The following is a 17,982-nucleotide window of genomic DNA, read 5'->3' on the forward strand; positions in this document are numbered from 1 at the left end:
CGTTGCCGGTCCGTCTCTGGTACCGGCCAGCCGGCGTCCACGAGTCTCGATCCGATGCTGACCGCCGGTGAAGGGGGAGACGCCGATGCCCACCCAGACGAACGCCCCGCCGCGCGGTACCGGGGACCGGATCCGGCCGGTGCCGCGCGGCGGCCCGCTGCGGCTGTCGCCCGGGCAGGAGCGCCTGTGGTTCCTCGACGGGCTGCGCGGCGACGGCACGGAGTACCTGGTCTGGCTGCGGTGGCGCCTGCGCGGGCCGTGGGATCCCGAGGTGTTCGCCCGCGCGGTGACCGAGGTTGTCCGCCGGCACGAGGTGCTGCGCACCCGGTACGGCGACGACGACGGCGGGCCGGTGCAGGTGGTCGACCCGCCCGGCCCGGTCGACGTCACGGTCGTCGACCTCGCCGGCGCACCGGACGCCGGGGCCCGGGCGACGGCGCTGCTCGACGCGACCGGCAACCGGCCGTTCGACCTGCGCCGGGAGCACCCGCTGCGGGTGGTGGTGGCCCGGCTCGCGCCGACGGAGCACCTGGTCGGCCTCACCCTGCACCACATCGCGGCCGACGCGTGGTCGTGCGACGTGCTGCTGCGTGACCTCGACGACGCGTACCGCACGGTGCTGACCGGCCGGCGCCCGCCGGCACCGCCGACGGTGCAGTACGCCGACGTCGCCTCGTGGCAGCGGGCCCGGCGCGAGGCCGCCGGGACGGCCGGCGTCGACTACTGGCGCGACCAGCTCGCCGGGCTCGAACCGGTCCTGCTGCCCACCGACCGCCCGCGCGGCGCCCGCCGGGACCGCCGCGGCGACATGCTCACCCTGGACGTGCCGGAGCACGTCGCACGGCTGGTCGGCGTCGTCGGCGAGCGGTACGGGACGGGCGCTTTCATGACGCTGCTGGCCGCCTTCCAGGTGCTGCTGGCGCACCGGACCGGCCGCACGGACATCGCGGTCGGCATGCCCGCCGCGGGGCGGGACGCGCCGGAGAGCGAAGACCTGGTCGGCTTCTTCGTCAACACCCTGGTGCTGCGGACCGACCTGGCGGGCGGGCCGTCGTTCGCGCGGGTGCTGGAGCGGGTGCGGGCGACCGTGCTGGCCGCGCTCACCCACAACGACGTCCCGTTCGAGGAGGTCGTGGCGGCGATCCGGCCCCGCCGGGACGCCGCCCGCAACCCGCTCTTCGAGATCATGTTCCAGGTCCTGCACACGGGGGAGACGCCCGGCATGCTCGGCGGCGCCACGGTGGAGCCGCTGCCCATGACCGCCACCGACGCCAAGTTCGATCTGGTGTTCACCGTGTGCCGGGACGCGGCCGGCGACCTGCACTGCGTCCTGGAGTACGCCGGTGGCCTGTTCGACCGCGCGACGATGCGGCGGCTCGCCGAGGACTACGTCACGCTGCTGGAGCGGCTGGCCGGCGAGCCGGAGGCCCGCGCGCTCCCACCGGCCCCGGCACCCGGCGCACCGGCCGCGCCAGCGCACCCGGCCGTCGCGCGGGCGCCCGCCGCCGGGGCGCCGACCGACCCGGTCGAGCAGGCCGTCGCCGGGATCTGGGCGCGGCTGCTCGGCGTCGACGACATCGCCACCGACGACGACTTCTTCGACCTCGGCGGCCACTCGCTGCTGGTCGCCCGGGTGCGTACCGCGCTGCGGCAGACGTTCGCCGTCGAGCTTCCCCTGCAGGTCCTGTTCGAGGCCACCTCGGTGGCCGCTCTCGCGGCCGCGGTCACCGCCGCGGTCCGCGCCGACGTCAGCCGACTCTCCGAGAGCCAGGCGCGGGACCTGCTGTCCCGCGCCGCCCGGGAAGGAACCCGATGACCGAGACCGCGAACCCGCCCACCCCGATCGAACAGCCGCCCACCCCGCACGAGCAGCTGCTCGCCCGCCGGCTGCGCGGCCTCGACCCGCTGCCCGAGCCGGGCATCCCCCGGGCCTGCGGGGCGCAGCCGCCACCGCTGTCGTACGCCCAGCGCCGGCTGTGGATCCTGGACCGGCTGCGCCCCGGCGGCGTCGAGTACCTGGTGCAGATCGCGCTGCACCTGACCGACCGCCCGGGTGGCCGGCTGGACGTCGCCGCGCTCCGCGTCGCCCTCGACGGGCTGGTGGCCCGGCACGAGGTGCTGCGTACCCGCTACCCGGTCGGCCCCGACGGCGAACCGGTGCAGGTGGTCGACCCGCCCGCCCCGGTGCCGCTGCCGGTCCGCGATCTCACCCACCTGGACAGCGATACGCAGTGCGCCCTGCTGAACCGGCTCGTCTCGGTCGACCGCGAGCCGATCGACCTGGCCGCCGGGCCGATCCTGCACGCGCTGCTCGTGCGCCGGGAACCCGACCAGCACCTGCTGCTGCTCACCACCCACCACATCGCCGTGGACCACTGGTCGGAGGGCCTGCTGCTGCAGGAGCTGCGGCACCGCTACACCGCCGCGCTCGACGGCCGCCCCGCCGCCCTGCCCCCGCCGCCGGTGCGGTACGCCGACGTGGCGGTCTGGCAGCGACTGCGCGAGGCCGCGCTGCGGGAGGCCCAGCTGCCGTACTGGCGCCGCCAGCTCGCCGGCGCCACGCCCGTGGAGCTGCCGGCCGACCGCCCCCGCCCGGCGGTACGGGACACCGCCGGCGACGTCGTGCCGTTCACCGTGCCCGCCGGGGTGGCCGGGGCGCTGGGCGGGTTGGCCCGCCGGCACCGGGCCACGCCGTTCATGCTCCTGCTGGCGGCGTACGCGGTCGTCCTCGGCCGGTGGGGCGGCACCAGCGACGTCACGGTCGGCACGCCCGTCGCCGGGCGCGGGCACGACGACGTGCAGGACGTCGTCGGGCTCCTGGTGGACACCGTCGTGGTCCGCGCCGACCTGGCCGGCGACCCCACGTTCGGCGAGCTGGTCGAGCGGGTCCGCCGCACCGCGCTGGACGCCTTCGCCCACCAGGAGCTGCCGTTCGAGCAGTTGGTCGAGGAGCTGGCGCCGGACCGCGACCCCGCGCGCACGGCACTGTTCTCGACGATGTTCGTCTGGCAGGAGGCCGGGCCGGACGCCTTCGGAGTGCCCGGGTTGGACGTCCTGCCGGTGCCGATCCCGTTCGCCGACGCCAGGTTCGACCTGACCATGTCGGTCTCCCCGGAGCCGGACGGCTCGCTCGCCGGCGCCCTGGTCTACGCCACCGGCCTGTTCGACCGGGCCACGATCGAGCGCTTCGCCGCGCAGGTCGGGCAGGTGCTGGCCGGCGTGGCGGCGGCCCCGGACACTCCGCTGTCCGAGGTCGACCTGATCCCGCCGGCCGAGCGCGAGCAGTTGCTCGGCGACTGGAACGACACCGCCACCGAGGTGCCGGCCGGCACGGTGCCCGCGCTGTTCCGGGCCCAGGTGGCCGCGACGCCGGACGCGGTGGCCGTGCGGGCGGCGGGGCACACCCTGTCGTACGCCGAACTCGACGCCCGCGTCACCGCGCTGGCGGCGCGGCTGCGCGCGGCGGGTGTCGGTCCCGAGTCGGTGGTCGGGGTGTGCCTGGAGCGCGGCGCGGAGCTGGTGACCGCGCTGCTTGCCGTGCTCACCGCCGGCGGCGCGTACCTGCCGCTGGACACCGAGAGTCCGCCGCGGCGGCTGGAAGAGCTGCTCACCGACGCCTCGGTACGGGTGGTGGTGACCGACCGGCCCGCCGTCGGCACCGCCGCGCGCACGCTGGTCCGGCCCGACGCGGGCACCGCCGCGCCGGGCGGGCCGCTCGGCGACGACCTTGACCCGGACCACCCGGCGTACGTGCTGCACACCTCCGGCTCGAGCGGCCGGCCCAAGGGCGTCGTCGTCACCCACCGCGCGCTGGCGAACCGGCTCGCCTGGATGGGGCGCGCGTACCCGCTCGACGCCACCGACCGGGTGCTGCACAAGACGCCGTACGGCTTCGACGTCTCGGTCTGGGAGCTGTTCTGGCCGTTGGTCACCGGCGCGACGCTGGTCGTCGCCCGTCCGGGCGGGCACCGGGACCCGGCGTACCTGGCCGCGACGATCGCCGAGCACGGCGTCACCACGCTGCACTTCGTCCCGTCGATGCTGCGCGCCTTCCTCGACACGCCGACCGGCGCGCTGCCGTCGCTGCGCCGGATCTTCGCCAGCGGCGAGCCGCTGACGGCCGAGCTGGCGGCGGCCGTGCACGAGCGGTTCGGCTGCGAGCTGCACAACCTGTACGGCCCCACCGAGGCGACGATCGACGTGACGGCGGCGCGATGCCTGCCGGGGGAGCCGGTCACGATCGGCCGGCCGGTCGCCAACACCCGCGCCTACGTGGTCGACCCGGACCTGCGGCTGCTGCCGGCCGGCGTGCCCGGCGAACTGGTGCTGGCCGGCGTGCAGCTCGCCCGCGGCTACCTCGGCCGCCCCGGGCACACGGCCGACCGGTTCGTGCCGGACCCGTTCGGCACCGCGCCCGGCGGCCGGCTCTACCGCACCGGCGACCTGGTCCGGCACCGCGCCGACGGGACGATCGAGTACCTGGGCCGGCTGGACCGGCAGGTGAAGCTGCACGGCCAGCGCGTCGAGCCGGGCGAGGTGGAGGCGGTGCTCGGCACGCATCCGGACGTGGCCGCCGCCGTGGTCGCCGTGCGCGACGACCGGCTCGTCGCGTACCTCGTCGGCGCGCGCGACGCGGCCGGTCCGGCGCTCGACCGGGACGGGGTCGCGGCGTACGCCCGGGCCCGGCTGCCCCGGCACCTGGTGCCCGCGCGGTGGCTGGTGCTCGACGCGCTGCCGCTGACCACCGCCGGCAAGGTCGACCACCGGGCGCTGCCCGCGCCGCCCCCCGACGACGCGCCGGCCGGGGCCCCACCCCGGACCGCGCTGGAGCGGACGATCGCGCAGGCCGTGGCCGACGCGCTGGGCGTCGACTCGGTGGGCCGCGACGACGGCTTCTTCGCGCACGGCGGCGACTCGATCCGGGCGATCCGCGCCGTCGGGGCGCTGCGGGCGGCCGGCCTGCCGCTGTCGGTGCACGACCTGTTCCGGCACGCCACGGTCGCCGAGCTGGCCGACCTGGTCGGCACGCGGGCGCCGGACGGCCCGGCCGACGCGTCCGGGTGCGCCGTCGAGCCGCCGGTCGTGGCGCCGTTCGCACTGCTCTCCGACGCCGACCGCGCGCTGCTGCCGCCGGGCCTCATCGACGCGTACCCGATGGGCGAGACGCAGGCGGGAATGGTCTACGAGATGCTGGCCGCGCAGCGGCCGGTCTACGTGAACGTGAGCTGTTACCGGATCGAGGACGAGACGCCGTTCGACCTGGCCGACCTGCGCGCGGCGGCGGCGCTGCTGGTACGCCGGCACGAGATCCTGCGTACCTCCTTCGCGCTCGCCGGCTACACGCGGCCGCTGCAGCTGGTGCACCGCACCGCCGAGCTGCCGGTGGACCTGGACGACCTGCGGGACCTGCCGCCGGCCGCGCAGCGCCAGGTCCTCGACGAGTTCCTGCTCGCCCAGCGCGCCGCGCCGTTCGACCTGGCCGTGCCGCCGCTGCTGCGCTACACCGTGCACCGCACCGGCGAGCGCGAGTTCTGGCTCACCCACGTCGAGTGCCACGCGATCCTCGACGGCTGGAGCCACACCTCGGTGATCGCCGAGTTGCTCGCGCACTACCGGACGCTGCGCCGGGGCGGCGTGCCCCGGCCGGCCCCGCTGCCCGCCGTCCGGTTCGCCGACTTCGTCGCCGCCGAACAGGAGTCGCTGCGCTCGACCGGGGACCGCGACTTCTGGACCGCCACCATCACCGCCGACGACAAGCTGGAGATCCCCACCGAGTGGGGCGCCGGGACGGACGGGCCGGGCGACGACGCGCCGGACTCGGTCGTCGTCGGGTACGCCGACCTGGAGCCGGCGCTGCGCCGGCTCGCGGCCGACGCGGGCGCGTCGCTGAAGAGCGTGCTGCACGCCGCCCACCTCGCGGCCTGGGGCGTGCTCACCGGGCGGCAGCGCTTCTTCACCGGCCTGGTCGGCAACGGCCGGCCGGAGCGGCTGCGCGGCGACGAGGTGATCGGCATGTACCTGAACACGATGCCGTTCCCCGCCGACCTGACCGTCGGGAGCTGGCCGGAGCTGGTGCGGGCGGTCTTCGACCGGGAGACGCGGCTCTGGCCGCACCGCCGCTACCCGATGGCCGCGATGCGGCGCGACGGCCGGCACGCCTCGGCGCTGGTCGACGTCAGCTTCACGTACCTGGACTTCCACGTGCTCGACTGGGACTCCGGCATCGACCTGGAGTCCGACTTCAGCCCGAGCGAGCAGCCGTTCTCGGCGGTGTCGTTCCCGGGTTACCTGCGCCTGCTGGGCCGGCCGAGCCGGATCGACCGGCCCCACCTGGAGCTGGTCGGCCGGACCTACCAGCGGGTGCTGGCCGCGATGGCGGCCGGCGTCGCCCCCGGTTCCGGCGCCGTTCCCGGTTCCGGTGCCGGCCGGGGCGCCCGCCGGGATGCGGTGCCGGCCGCGGCGGGGTCGCCGCGGACGGTGACGCTGGCGCCGGCCGACCTCGACCGGGTGCTCGTCGCGCCGAACCGCACCGAGCGGGCCTTCGGCAGCGACGAGCCGGTGCACCGGCTCGTCGAGCGGCAGGCCCTCGCCGCGCCGACCGCCGTCGCGGTGCGCCAGGGCCTCGTCAAGGTCTACTACGCCGAGCTGGAGCTGCGCGCGAACCGGCTGGCGCACCGGCTGCGTACCCTCGGCGTCGGTCCGGGCTCGGTCGTCGGCGTCTGCCTGCCCCGGACGCCCGACCTGGCCGTCTGCGTACTGGCCGTGCTGAAGGCGGGGGGCGCGTTCCTGCCGCTGGATCCGGCGTACCCGGTCGAGCGGCTGCGGTTCATGCTCGACGACACGGCGGCCACGGCGGTGCTCACCGCCGGGCGGCCACCGGCCGGCCTCGCCCGCCCCGGGGCGGCGGCCGTGCCGACGGTCGACGTGACCGACGAGTCCGCCCAGCTCGACATGCCGGTCACCGCGCCGGAGGTGACGGTGGCGCCGGACGACCTCGCGTACGTCATCTACACCTCCGGCTCCACCGGGCGGCCCAAGGGGGTGGCCGTGTCGCACCGGGCGCTGCGCAACCTCCGCCACGCGCAGCAGGAGGTCTTCGACCTGCGGCCGGGCGACCGGATGCTGCAGTTCTTCCCGGTCGGCTTCGACGCGTCGGTGTCCGAGCTGGTCGCCGCGCTCACCGCCGGCGCCGAACTGGTGCTGCCCGCGCCCGACCGCGACCCGGGCGACCTGCGCGGCGAGGCGGCCACGCTGACCCACCTGTTCCTGCCGCCGTCGATGCTCAGCCGGCTGGACCCGGCGGACTTCCCGCGCCTGCGGGTCACCCTGGTCGGCGGCGAGGCGTGCCCCGCCGGGCAGGCCGACCGGTGGGCGCGGCACGCCGCCTTCGTCAACCTGTACGGCCCCACCGAGGCGTGCGTCGCCGCCACGTACGCGCCGGTCGCCGCCGGCTCGCCGGAGCGGATGCCGTCGATCGGGACCCCGCTGGCGAACGTGCGGTGCTACGTCCTGGACGCCGACGGTCGACCGCTGCCCGCTGGGGTACGCGGCGAGCTGCACGTCGCCGGCGCGGGCCTGGCCCGTGGCTACCTCGGCCGGGCGGGGCTGACCGCCGAGCGGTTCGTCCCCGACCCGTTCGGGCCGGCCGGCACCCGGATGTACCGCACCGGCGACGTGGTCTCCCGCGCGGCCGACGGCACGCTGCGCTTCCACGGCCGCGGCGACCAGCAGGTCAGCGTCCGCGGCTTCCGCATCGAACTGGGCGAGGTCGAGCACGCGCTGGAGGCGCACCCGGCGGTGGCCGCCGCGGCCGTCGCGGTCGCCGCGGCGGGCACGGACGAGGCGACGCTTGTGGCGTTCGTCCGACCCACCGCCGGCAGCTGCGGGGCGACCCCGTCCGCGGCCGAACTGCGCGAGCACGTACGCCGCCGGCTGCCGGCGCACCTGGTGCCGACCCGCTGCCACGTGGTGGGGGAGTTCCCGGTGACCGCCTCCGGCAAGGTCGACCGCGCCGCGCTGGTCGCGGCCGAGCCGAAGCCCGCCGAGCGGAGCGCGCCGGTGGCGCCCCGCACCCCGCTGGAGCAGGCCGTCGCCGACGCCTGGGCGCAGGTGCTGCGGCTGGACCGGGTCGGCATCGACGAGGACTTCTTCGACCTCGGCGGCCACTCGATGGCGATGATGCGGATCATCTCGCTGGTGCGGGAGTCGCACGGCGTGGAGCTGACGTTCCGGGCCTTCCTGGAGCACCAGACCGTCGCGCGGCTGGCCGCAGCGATCTCCGACGGGGCGGTCGGCGGCCCGGAGGCGCCGGCCGAGCCCGGCAGCCGCAACCGGGCGATGCTCTGGCTTCGCCGTGGCAGCGCCCCGCCGCTGTTCTGCATCCACCCCGGCGGCGGCAGCGCCCACTGGTTCCAGCGCTTCCTGCCGTACCTGGACCCGGAGCTGCCCCTGGCCGCGTTCGAGTGGCCGAAGCCGCACGGCGACCACGCGACGATCCCCACCGCCGCCGAGATGGCCCGCCGGCACCTCGACGAGCTGCGGGCCGCGCAGCCGCACGGGCCGTACCGGCTGTTCAGCTGGTGCGGCGGCAGCACCATCGCGGCGGAGCTCGCCACCCTGCTGCTGGACGCCGGCGAGGACGTCACCTTCATGCTGCTCGACCCGGTGCTCGACGCGCAGACCCGGCCGAAGTTCTACGAGCAGATGGGCTTCGTGCGCCGGCTGGAGAAGCTGGTCCTGGAGATCGACCGGGGCGGGCCGGAGGCGGACACCCCCGAGCGCCGGGCCGAGATCATGGACCTCTACGAGCGGGTCGCGAACGACATCGACGAGAAGGAGGGCATGGCGCTGCCCGAGCGCGGCGTCGGCACCGCCTGGCCGCGGATGGTGCGGGTCTGGCGCGAGTCGTTGCAGGCGCTCATCGAGTACCCGAACCCCCGCTACGCCGGCAAGTTGCACCTCATCGCCAGCGACGCGCTCGCCAACGGCCAGCACGTGGTCTCCTCGGGCCAGACGTTCGCCGACTACCTCGCCCGCTGGGAGGAGCTGGTCGGCGGCGGCATCGAGCTGCACCGGGTGCCGGGGGACCACATCGGGATCATGAAGCCGCCGCTGCTGGTGCACCTGACCGACGTGATCAGCGCCGTGCTGGACGGCGACCGGTGACCGCCCCGGCCGGCGGCCGGTCGCCGGCCCCGGCGACAGCCGACGCGGCGGCACGGCAGCGGGCGTGGAACCGCACCGCCCGCGCGTACCCGGCGGACGGCCCGGTGCACCGGCTGTTCGAGGCGCAGGCCCGGCGCCGCCCGGACGCCGTGGCGGTGCGCTGGGCCGGCGGCGCGCTGACCTTCGCCGAGCTGGACCGGCGCGCCAACCGGCTGGCGTGGGCGCTGCGCGACCACGGGGTCGGCCCCGAGACACCGGTGGGTATCCGGGTGCCGCGCGGCCCGCTGCTGGCCGTCGCGGTGTACGGGGTGCTCAAGGCGGGCGGCTGTTATGTGCCGGTCGAGCCGACGCTGCCCGCCGAGCGCGCGCACACCCTCCTGGCCGAGGCGGGTGTGCGGCTGCTCGTCGTCGCCGAGGGCGGGGACGGTTGGCGGGTGCCGTCGGGGGTGCGCCCGGTGGCCGCCGACGCCCCGGTCGCGGACCCCCGCGAGGAGCACACCCCGGAGCCCGGCACCGGCGCGGACTCCACCGCCTACGTGGTCTTCACCTCCGGCAGCACCGGCCGGCCCAACGGCGTCGCCGTGACGCACCGCCCGCTGCACAACCTCTTCGCCTGGTGCCGCCGGACGCACGGCTTCGGCCCGCACGACCTGGGCCTGTCGGTCACCTCGCTCGGCTTCGACCTGTCCGTCTTCGACCTGCTCGGGCTGCCCGCGTACGGGGCGGGCGTGTACCTCGCCGACGACGCGCAGCGGCGCGACCCGGAGCTGCTGCGCGACGTGCTGCTGCGCGAGCCGGTGACGTTCTGGAACTCGGCGCCGACCACGCTGGCCCACCTCGCGCCGCTGCTCGGGGGCCACCGGGGCACCGACGGCACCGGCGACCTGCGGCTGGTCTACCTCAGCGGCGACTACACGCCGTTGACGCTGCCGGACGAGGTGCGCGCGGTCTTCCCCAACGCGACGGTCGTCAGCCTCGGCGGCGCGACGGAGGCGACGGTGTGGTCGAACTGGTTCGAGGTCGGCGAGGTCGACCCGGCCTGGCGGAGCATCCCGTACGGGCGGCCGATCGACAACGCGCAGTACTGGGTGGTCGACGAGGAGCTGCGGCCCTGCCCCCCCGGGGTGCCGGGCGACCTGCTCATCGGCGGCGACGTCCTCGCCCTCGGCTACCACGGCCAGCCGGAGCTGACCCGGCAGCGGTTCGTCCCGGACACGCTCGGGCCCGATCCGCGCGGCCGGCTCTACCGCACCGGCGACCGGGCGAGCTTCGGCCCCGACGGGGTGCTGACCTTCCTCGGCCGGGCCGACGGGCAGGTCAAGATCCGCGGCGCCCGGGTGGAGTTGGCCGAGGTCGAGCACCGCCTGCGCGGGCACGCGGGCGTGCGCGACGTGGTGGCGCTGGCCCGGCCGGACCACGACGGCGACCGCGCGCTGGTGGTCTACGTCGTGCCGGCCGCCGGCTGCCGGCCGACCGTACGGGAGCTGCGCCGGCACGCCGCCGCCGCGCTGCCGGACTACATGGTGCCGGCCGCGGTGGTGTTCGTGGACGGCTTTCCCGCCACCGCCAACGGCAAGCTCGACCGCGCGGCGCTGCCGTGGCCGACGCGCACCGGCAGCACGCACGTGCTCGGCGTGCCGGGGTGAGCTAGCTGCCATCGGCATCGACGGGTGTGGCGCATCCGCTTCTGCCGAGATGTGCGCATCCGATCACGGCGGCAGCGATGCCGACGACAGCGCGTGCGGGCCGTGGGCGCGCGGTCGCCGGGCTCGCCCTCGTGGCACCATGTTGCGCTATGGATCATCAGGGGCAGCTTCGTCGTGCGGCGCTCGCGTCGGGCATCCCGGACGACGAGGTCAGCCGGTTCGTCCAGCACCTCCGTTTGTCGATCCGGTTGAGTGGAGGATCCAGCGGCGTTCCGGTCGGGCAGTTCGGTGGGTTGCCCCGGCTGCCGGTGGGCATGGACTGGCCGTCCGACGGGGTCAGTCCGTTGCCGTTCGTCTTCTCGGTCGACTGCGCGGCGCTGCCAAGAGTCGACGGCTTCGGCCTGCCGGCAGACGGCTCGCTGCTGTTCTTTCTCGACCACGAGCAGGCGGCTGCCACCGGGGAGCGGAGGTACGGGCGAGTCGTCTATGTGCCGGCCGGTACCGATACCGAGGTGGCGGCAGGATCCACCGACCACGCGTCCGCCGGCAAGCAGTACGACGTCGGCGCCACGCTGCGCGCGGAGTTCCCCGACTGGTTCGGGGCGGACGAGGAGGACGAGGAGGACGAGGAGGACGACCTGTCGCCCTTCCAGCAGCAGTTGGCCCGTGACATCGAGCGTGACCTGCCGCACCTTGACGAACTCTGTGCTCTGGCCAACGATCTCTGGCCGCCTGACAACGGGTACGCCAGCGCCTATCTCGGCGGGTACGCCGACGAGGAGGTAATCAAGGGTATTGCGGAGCAGACCCTCGCGTGGCGTGAGAAGACCGGCGAGATCGTCATCCCGGTCGCGAAATGGTATTCCCATGTGGAGAAGGAGACGCACCGGCTGACGATGGAGTGGGTGTCGCTCGCCCGCTTTCCCGTCGATAACGAGTTCTACTACCGGAGCGACGGGAGTTTCGTGATCCGTCACGACGACCTGGCCGCTGGTCGGCTGGACGAGGCGCTTTCCGTGGCTGCGTTGATCCCATAGCACACCGGCGGGGCCGGAGACGGCCACGATCTGCGTTGCCGGCGATGCCGACGCCAGGTGCTGGGCACCCGCTACTGCCGAGATCAGCGCAGCTGATCAAGGTTACTGAGGTGGGAAGGCCGTTACGTCGCCGTCGAAGACCGAGCCTTCCGGCACGAGGTCGCGCAGCGCCACCCGGGCGTCGCCCCCGGAGCACATGCGTGGGAAATCCGGGCCGAAGCAGTGTTTCGCGATCACGTCCAGCAGTGTTCGCTGGGCGGTGGTGGGCGGCTCGACGGGCGGAAAACCGTTCGGGAATGCCTTCATGCGCAGCCGCGCGCCCCAGTCACCGACGTAGATGATGGGAGGCGCGCTGGCAAGGAGAACGTCCAGGACGGGGACCAGGTGGTCCAATGTCGCCCGGTCGATGGCTGCCGGCAGGAAGCTGACCATGAAGATCGGACCGAAGTGCGGGTAGTTGCGCTTGCACCACCTGGCGGCGGACGGCGTCGACAGCACGTCGAGTAGCGCCCGGGTGCCTTGGACGCTGCCCGCATTTGCAGGCGAGAGCGCGGCGGCTGCCCGTACCACCGGATCCGGATCCGTCTCCATGACCGGTGTCGTGCCGTACCCCCACGATTGCAGGCTCAGGACCGCCATCACCCTGGAGTGCTTGTCGAGGCCGGCGAGGGCGTGGCCATGCGACCACGCAGTGGCCTCGGCTCGATGATGCGCGAGTTCCGGGGCGTCGAGCAGACAGGCGAGCATCGTACCCAGCGCTTCGGAGGCGACTGCTGGGTCGGGGTCGGTGCGCAGCGCGTACGCAGTGCGGTAAACGGACGGGCGGGCGGCACGGCACGCGGCGACGTCAGCCAGGAGGCCACGCCGGCGCTCGTCTGGCTCTGTGGTGTGCTGCATGACCGACGTCAGCCAGCCCAGCAGGGCGGCCCGCAGCGGCACCCTGACGCCTCGGCGGCCACGTCCGGGCGAAACCAGCGTCGACGTGCGGGGATCGTCAAGCACCGCGGCGACGAAGTGCACCGCCGGCGCCGTCGCACTATAGATGCCGCCCTGGTGGTGGACGACGTTGTAGAGGTCGAGCAGCGCCCTGTCCTGACGGCCGCCGTCCTCATCCAGCAACGCCGCGAGAATCTCCGGCGACGAGGGCACGTCGGGATCCCCGGCGTACGCGTGCTCGACCACGGACCAGTCGGTCTGTGCCAGGAGATCTCCGTGTCGCACCGACGAAGCATAAGTCGTTCCGATGCAATATCCGGATCTGCCGCTGAGGTGGCGCACCACGCTTTGAGTCACCGCCACGTCCAACTGTCCCTCTGTTCGGGCCAGCCGGGAGGTCTCCCGATTCTGCATGCCGGATGATCGTGGCGTGGAGTACCTCGACCTGTCTCCGTACGACTACCTCACCTTTCCGCTGCCGATGCGGACCGTCGGGTGGCTGGGGCGCCGTTACGGGGTGCAGGGTGCAAGCACGGCACCGATGACCGGCGCCGAGTTGGAGCAGTTCGGGGCCGCCTCCCGGCGGCTCGGTAGCCGCACGCTCGGCTGGCACGACTGCGACTTCTGCGGAGCCTTCGAGAGTAACGGCGAGTATCGCTACTACCTGCCCGACGGGGAGACCTACGCCGCACCGATGATGATCCTGCACTACGTTGAGGAACACGGGTACCGGCCGCCCCGGGAACTGCGCGACGGCTTGCAAGCGGCCGGGCAGCCGCAGTGGGACTGGCGTGCCGAGCGTTTGCACGCGGTGCTGCTGGACCAGTCGGAGGACCTGGATTTCCGGTGCGAGGCCGCGGTCGACCTCGCGAATTGGAACGACCCACGCGCGTTGGACGCGTTGCGGCGTGCCGCACACGATGAGCACCTTGCCGACTCGGCGGGAGACGAGATCGGCCGCTCGTTGGCAGCGTTCGTGGATCGTGGCCTTGCGAGGGATCTGATCGCCGAGGACTTGCACGACATGGTGCGGTACGGCATCGACGAGGCATCGGGCCAGTGACGGTCCAGGGGCATCCGCATCTGGCATCCGCAGACCGCGCGGCAGCAGTTCAAGGACTGGGGCGGTGCTGCCACCACCCTGGGATCAGTGACCCGCGGTACCGGCGCGCCGTGTGTTGGGCGGGTCGTTCGAACTCATGGCACTCGGCCAGCGGCAACGGTCAGGCTCGTCCCGCTGCCAGCCGCGGTGGCCCGAGCCATCGACCGGGCCGTCGACGAGCGCACCAGCGGGTCGATCCTGCGCAATACCCTCGGTGTTCGGATGGACCGGCATTTCGCCACCGGCCGGCTCAGGCACCTTGCCCACACGGCGGGGATCCGGATGCCGAGGATGCACCCACACATGCTGCGGCACACGTTGGTGACCACCTTGCTCGACGCCGGCGTCGGCCTGCGTGACGTGCAGATCGCCGCCCGCCATGCCGACCCGCGAACCACCATGCGCTACGACCGCGCCCGCAGGAACCTCGACCGGCACCCCAACTACATCCTCGCTGCCTACATGGCCTCTGGAACATGATCATCCGCTCACGGTCCTGTCGATGAACGGACGCGACGTGGCCGCGCAAACCAGTTGACGGCACCGGCAGGATGTTCGGTGTGCGTACGTTCAGTGACCTCGTCGATGAGGCCGCCGCAGTGGACGTGTCCGGTTGGGACTTCGACTGGCTTGAAGGCCGGGCGACGGAAGAGCGGCCGCCGTGGGGGTACTCCCGGTTGATCGCATCGCGCCTGCCCCATGTCACCTCGGCCTTGGACATCGACACCGGTGGCGGCGAGATCATCGCCGAGGTGTCGCACCTACCGCCGAGAATGGTCGTCACCGAAGGCTGGCGCCCGAACGTCGAGCGCGCCCGTCGCACGTTGTCGCCCCGCGGTGTCGAGGTCGTGCCTGTCGAGCAAGGCCAGCCCCTGCCCTTTGCCGATGCCAGCTTCGATCTGGTGACGAGCCGTCATCCAGTTGACCCCGACTGGAGCGAGATCGCCCGCGTGCTCACCGATGACGGCACCTACCTCGCCCAGCACGTCGGGCCGGCATCCGCGTTCGAGCTCATCGAGTTCTTCCTCGGCCCGCTGCCGCGGGAGCGGCTTGGCCGTCACCCCGATCATGAGGCCGCGGCGGCGCGGGCGGCCGCGCTCGAGATCGTCGACCTGCGCACCGCTCGCTGCCGGATGGAGTTCTTCGACATCGGCGCGGTCGTCTACATCCTGCGCAAATGCGTCTGGTGGGTGCCCGACTTCACGGTGGAGCGGTACTGGGACACCCTCAAGCAACTGGACGCCCACATTCGCCACCACGGCGCCTTCGTGGCCCACTCGACACGGAGCCTCGTCGATGCCAGGCGTGCACCCCGCTGAAACGCTCACCGAGCGCCTTCCCTGAGGCTTTCGCCCATGCCGCTGGCCGTGCCCGCTCAAGAATCGCACGACCTCCCAGCGCGACTCGAAATCCGGAAGGAAGTCGACGTCCTCGTCGCGCCAGGGGCGCAGCAGGAGGCGGTCGCTCGCGATGGTGCGCATACGAGCTGACCTAGCCAGTGCCGAGCAACGCGCCTCAACCCGTTTTCTTGCACGCCTCTGCCGCCGAGCAGACGTCAGGGGACCGCACCTGCGAGACCGACACCGTCAGCCGACCGCTCGTGTCGAGTCGCGGATGTTCCGGCTCGCGACTTTAGGCGATCGTGAACAGATGCGGCTCCCGCCCCGGGTGGACCGGAAGGCGGGAGCCGCAGTCGTGTGCATGGATTCGGACAGGACGGCGGTGAAGCTGGTGATCAGATGGTGAAGCCGCCGTCGACGTTGACCGTTGCTCCGGTGATGTAACGGCCGTCCGGGCTGGCGAGGAACGCGACCGCGGCGGCCACGTCGGCTGGCGCCGCGAAGTGACCGAGGGCGGTGAACCCGTTGATCGTGTCGGAGTTTGGGCCGTCGGCCGGGTTCAGTTCGGTGTCCGTGGGCCCCGGATTCACCAGGTTGACGGTGATCTGCCTGCCGCCGAGTTCGCGTCCGAGTGCCTTGGTCAGGCCGATTAGCGCGGTCTTGCTCATGGCATACAGCGAGAAGCCCGGGAACACCGCTCGCTCGGCTACGTTGCTTCCGATGTTGATGATCCGCCCACCGGCTGACATGTGGCGTACCGCGGCCTGCGAGGCGACGAACGGCGCGCGGACGTTGACCGCGACGGTCTGTTCGAAATCCTGCAGGCTCAGTTGCTCGAGCGGTCCGATCAGGAAGGCGCCGGCGTTGTTGACCAGGACGTCCAACCGGCCCAGCTCACCGACGACCCGATCGACCGCGGCAACGACCGCCCCGGGGTCGGCGCTGTCCGCTTGGACGGCGATCGCCCGACGTCCAGCGGCCTTGATCTGGTCCACGATGTCGTCGGCCCGCTGCTGATTCTGCTCAAACGTGAGCGCCACATCGGCGCCCTCCTCGGCCAGGCGAAGCGCAACAGCGGCGCCGATGCCACGGCCCCCGCCGGTAACCAGCGCCACCTTGCCATCGAGTTCTTTGTTCATGACGGAGAGCCTGGTCGACGTGGCCGCACCTGTCTGGCGGTGATCGGCCGTCGCGTTCCCGCCCTTCGCGCGGCGGAGCATCCGGATCTGCCGCAGACCGCGCGTCGTGAAGCGTAGCCGGCTGGCGGGCGGCGACGCGCGAACGTGCCGGGAAGGAGGCCGTGCACGCGGGATATTGGATCAGGCAATACGGCAGGCCGCTGGCTACCCAGGCTCACCGGACCTTTCTCACTTCCGGTTCACGGGATCAGGGGTGCGGTGCTCTGCCTGCGGCCCTCGGGCCGGATAGCTCCGAGGAAGCGTTGCCGAGCGGATATGTCGTCGTCGGTATCAACGTCTTGACGTCAGCAGGCTCATGCGCCCAGAACTTGAGCAGGGTGCTGACCGCTGCCTCGGCCACCCGGCCGGAGTCTTGGACAACGGTCGACCGAAACCAGGTGCCGCCTGCGTCGATCGTCGCGATCGCCTCACGGGTGCCATCCACCCCGACGATCACCAGGTCCCCGACGTCTTCGCCGGCAGCCGCCCGTTTCTGGACCGCGTCCACAGCGCCCAGCGCCATCTCGTCGTTGGTGCAGAACACGACGTGGACGGCGCCGCCCTTTCGGTGAGTCTCCTGCAGCGTCTGGCCGACTATCCCAGCGGACCGGCCCCGATCGAACCGGCCCTGGTCGTTGATGGTTATGTCGGCGGATGGGACCTCCGCCCGGAGCCGGGCTGCGAAGGAGTTCTGCCGGTCGGGATGCTCAGTACTGGCGACCACGAGAACGTTCGGGGAAAGGAATCCCCGTTCCTTTAGTACTTTGGCCACCCATTCGGCTGAGCGGGTGCCGATCTCGGCGTCTTCGCACCCCACGAATGCGACGTTCGCTGGGTAGTCGCGCACGTGCTCGAAAGGTGACGAGTCGACGAACACGATTGGGATGCGTAAGCTCCGGCAAAACCGTTCGAACTCGACACGGTTGACCGCGCAGTCGGCCGCCATGACGAAGCCACCGAGGAAGGACCGGGAGTTCTTCCTGAGCTCAGCGAGTTGTTGAAGCTGACCGTGCCCGCCGTATTCGTGCGGCGGGATCTTGAGGACAAGGTCGACACCGTGCCGATCCAGTGCCCGGATCAGGTTCTCCAGCAGTTCGGCGACCCAGTGTTTCTGCACAAACGCCGAGACAAGGAGGAAGACCTGGCGCCGGCCGGAATGATGGTGGTACCGGGTGACGGCGAACGCCGTCCCGCCGGCCGCGACAATCGCCGGGAACACGAGCCAGACCGACGTGGCCCATGTGGTGGCCGCCCACGAGGCGTAGACCTTGCCGCCGATGGCGAGGATCAGTCCGCTGACCAGCGATATCGACAACTCCCGGAGGAGCCTTTCCCGCCGCCCACCATCAACCACGCTGCCACCTCATCGAGACACCACCCAGGTCGGACGATCAGTTGCAACGCAACGCGCTGTCCACGATAGGCGATCAGGCAAGTAGGTCGATGCGATCTACAGCCGTGGGGCCCGAGCGCGGCGCCTCTGCCGCTAACAGGCCGAGGTACCGCCCCGGCCCGAGACGGATGCCGCACCCAGCCTCGCGACGGCGGCGTCGCCTCTTGCGGCGGAACCCACTCGGC

General features: G+C 73.0%; 10 protein-coding genes and 1 pseudogene. 7 read left to right on the forward strand and 4 right to left on the reverse strand.

What is annotated here, in order from left to right:
* Nucleotides 1-85: 85 nt before the first annotated feature.
* From ABZ809_RS09455 to ABZ809_RS09470, 4 genes are all read left to right on the forward strand, one after another.
* The gene (locus tag ABZ809_RS09455; RefSeq protein WP_357561993.1) at nt 86-1,816 is read left to right on the forward strand and encodes a condensation domain-containing protein; all 1,731 of its coding nucleotides are present in this window, start codon (nt 86-88) and stop codon (nt 1,814-1,816) included.
* Nucleotides 1,813-9,165, forward strand: a complete 7,353-nt coding sequence (locus ABZ809_RS09460) for an amino acid adenylation domain-containing protein (RefSeq protein WP_357561994.1) — start codon at nt 1,813-1,815, stop codon at nt 9,163-9,165. The genes ABZ809_RS09455 and ABZ809_RS09460 overlap by 4 nt, the downstream gene beginning before the upstream one ends.
* Complete coding sequence (locus tag ABZ809_RS09465) at nt 9,162-10,811, forward strand: amino acid adenylation domain-containing protein (RefSeq protein ID WP_357561995.1); 1,650 nt, start codon at nt 9,162-9,164, stop codon at nt 10,809-10,811. Before ABZ809_RS09460 ends, ABZ809_RS09465 begins: the two co-directional genes overlap by 4 nt.
* Before the next feature lie 149 nt (nt 10,812-10,960).
* Nucleotides 10,961-11,848, forward strand: coding sequence for a DUF1963 domain-containing protein (locus ABZ809_RS09470; RefSeq protein ID WP_357561996.1), 888 nt, complete (start codon nt 10,961-10,963; stop codon nt 11,846-11,848).
* A gap of 102 nt (nt 11,849-11,950) precedes the next feature.
* On the opposite strand, the gene ABZ809_RS09475 is transcribed toward ABZ809_RS09470, so the two are convergent.
* Complete coding sequence (locus tag ABZ809_RS09475) at nt 11,951-13,198, reverse strand: hypothetical protein (protein ID WP_357561997.1); 1,248 nt, start codon at nt 13,196-13,198, stop codon at nt 11,951-11,953.
* A 16-nt stretch (nt 13,199-13,214) separates the two neighbouring features.
* Here ABZ809_RS09475 and ABZ809_RS09480 point away from each other — a divergent pair, with 16 nt between their 5' ends.
* The 3 genes from ABZ809_RS09480 (at nt 13,215) to ABZ809_RS09490 (ending at nt 15,205) form a co-directional block, all read left to right on the forward strand.
* Nucleotides 13,215-13,847, forward strand: coding sequence for a hypothetical protein (locus ABZ809_RS09480; RefSeq protein WP_357561998.1), 633 nt, complete (start codon nt 13,215-13,217; stop codon nt 13,845-13,847).
* 87 nt (nt 13,848-13,934) lie between these two features.
* Nucleotides 13,935-14,366, forward strand: a complete 432-nt coding sequence (locus ABZ809_RS09485; RefSeq protein ID WP_357561999.1) for a site-specific integrase — start codon at nt 13,935-13,937, stop codon at nt 14,364-14,366.
* A gap of 80 nt (nt 14,367-14,446) precedes the next feature.
* Nucleotides 14,447-15,205, forward strand: a complete 759-nt coding sequence (locus tag ABZ809_RS09490; protein WP_357562000.1) for a methyltransferase domain-containing protein — start codon at nt 14,447-14,449, stop codon at nt 15,203-15,205.
* Between the two features lie 57 nt (nt 15,206-15,262).
* On the opposite strand, the pseudogene ABZ809_RS09495 reads toward ABZ809_RS09490, so the two are convergent.
* The 3 genes and pseudogenes from ABZ809_RS09495 to ABZ809_RS09505 all read right to left on the reverse strand — a co-directional run.
* Nucleotides 15,263-15,367 (reverse strand): annotated as a pseudogene (locus ABZ809_RS09495) (GNAT family N-acetyltransferase); the annotation flags it as partial.
* Nucleotides 15,368-15,621: 254 nt separating this feature from the next.
* Nucleotides 15,622-16,365, reverse strand: coding sequence for an SDR family oxidoreductase (locus ABZ809_RS09500; protein WP_357562001.1), 744 nt, complete (start codon nt 16,363-16,365; stop codon nt 15,622-15,624).
* Nucleotides 16,366-16,612: 247 nt separating this feature from the next.
* Nucleotides 16,613-17,758, reverse strand: a complete 1,146-nt coding sequence (locus ABZ809_RS09505; RefSeq protein WP_357562002.1) for a substrate-binding domain-containing protein — start codon at nt 17,756-17,758, stop codon at nt 16,613-16,615.
* Between the last annotated feature and the right edge of the window lie 224 nt (nt 17,759-17,982).

This window comes from Micromonospora sp. NPDC047074, assembly GCF_040643815.1.
Classification (GTDB): domain Bacteria; phylum Actinomycetota; class Actinomycetes; order Mycobacteriales; family Micromonosporaceae; genus Micromonospora.

Excerpts from the sequence above, each read along its gene's own strand:
- ABZ809_RS09455 (WP_357561993.1), top strand. The coding sequence starts at position 86 with ATGCCCACCCAGACGAACGCCCCGCCGCGCGGTACCGGGGACCGGATC.
- ABZ809_RS09460 (WP_357561994.1), top strand. The coding sequence starts at position 1,813 with ATGACCGAGACCGCGAACCCGCCCACCCCGATCGAACAGCCGCCCACC.
- ABZ809_RS09470 (WP_357561996.1), top strand. The coding sequence starts at position 10,961 with ATGGATCATCAGGGGCAGCTTCGTCGTGCGGCGCTCGCGTCGGGCATC.
- ABZ809_RS09475 (WP_357561997.1), bottom strand. The coding sequence starts at position 13,198 with ATGCAGAATCGGGAGACCTCCCGGCTGGCCCGAACAGAGGGACAGTTG.
- ABZ809_RS09500 (WP_357562001.1), bottom strand. The coding sequence starts at position 16,365 with ATGAACAAAGAACTCGATGGCAAGGTGGCGCTGGTTACCGGCGGGGGC.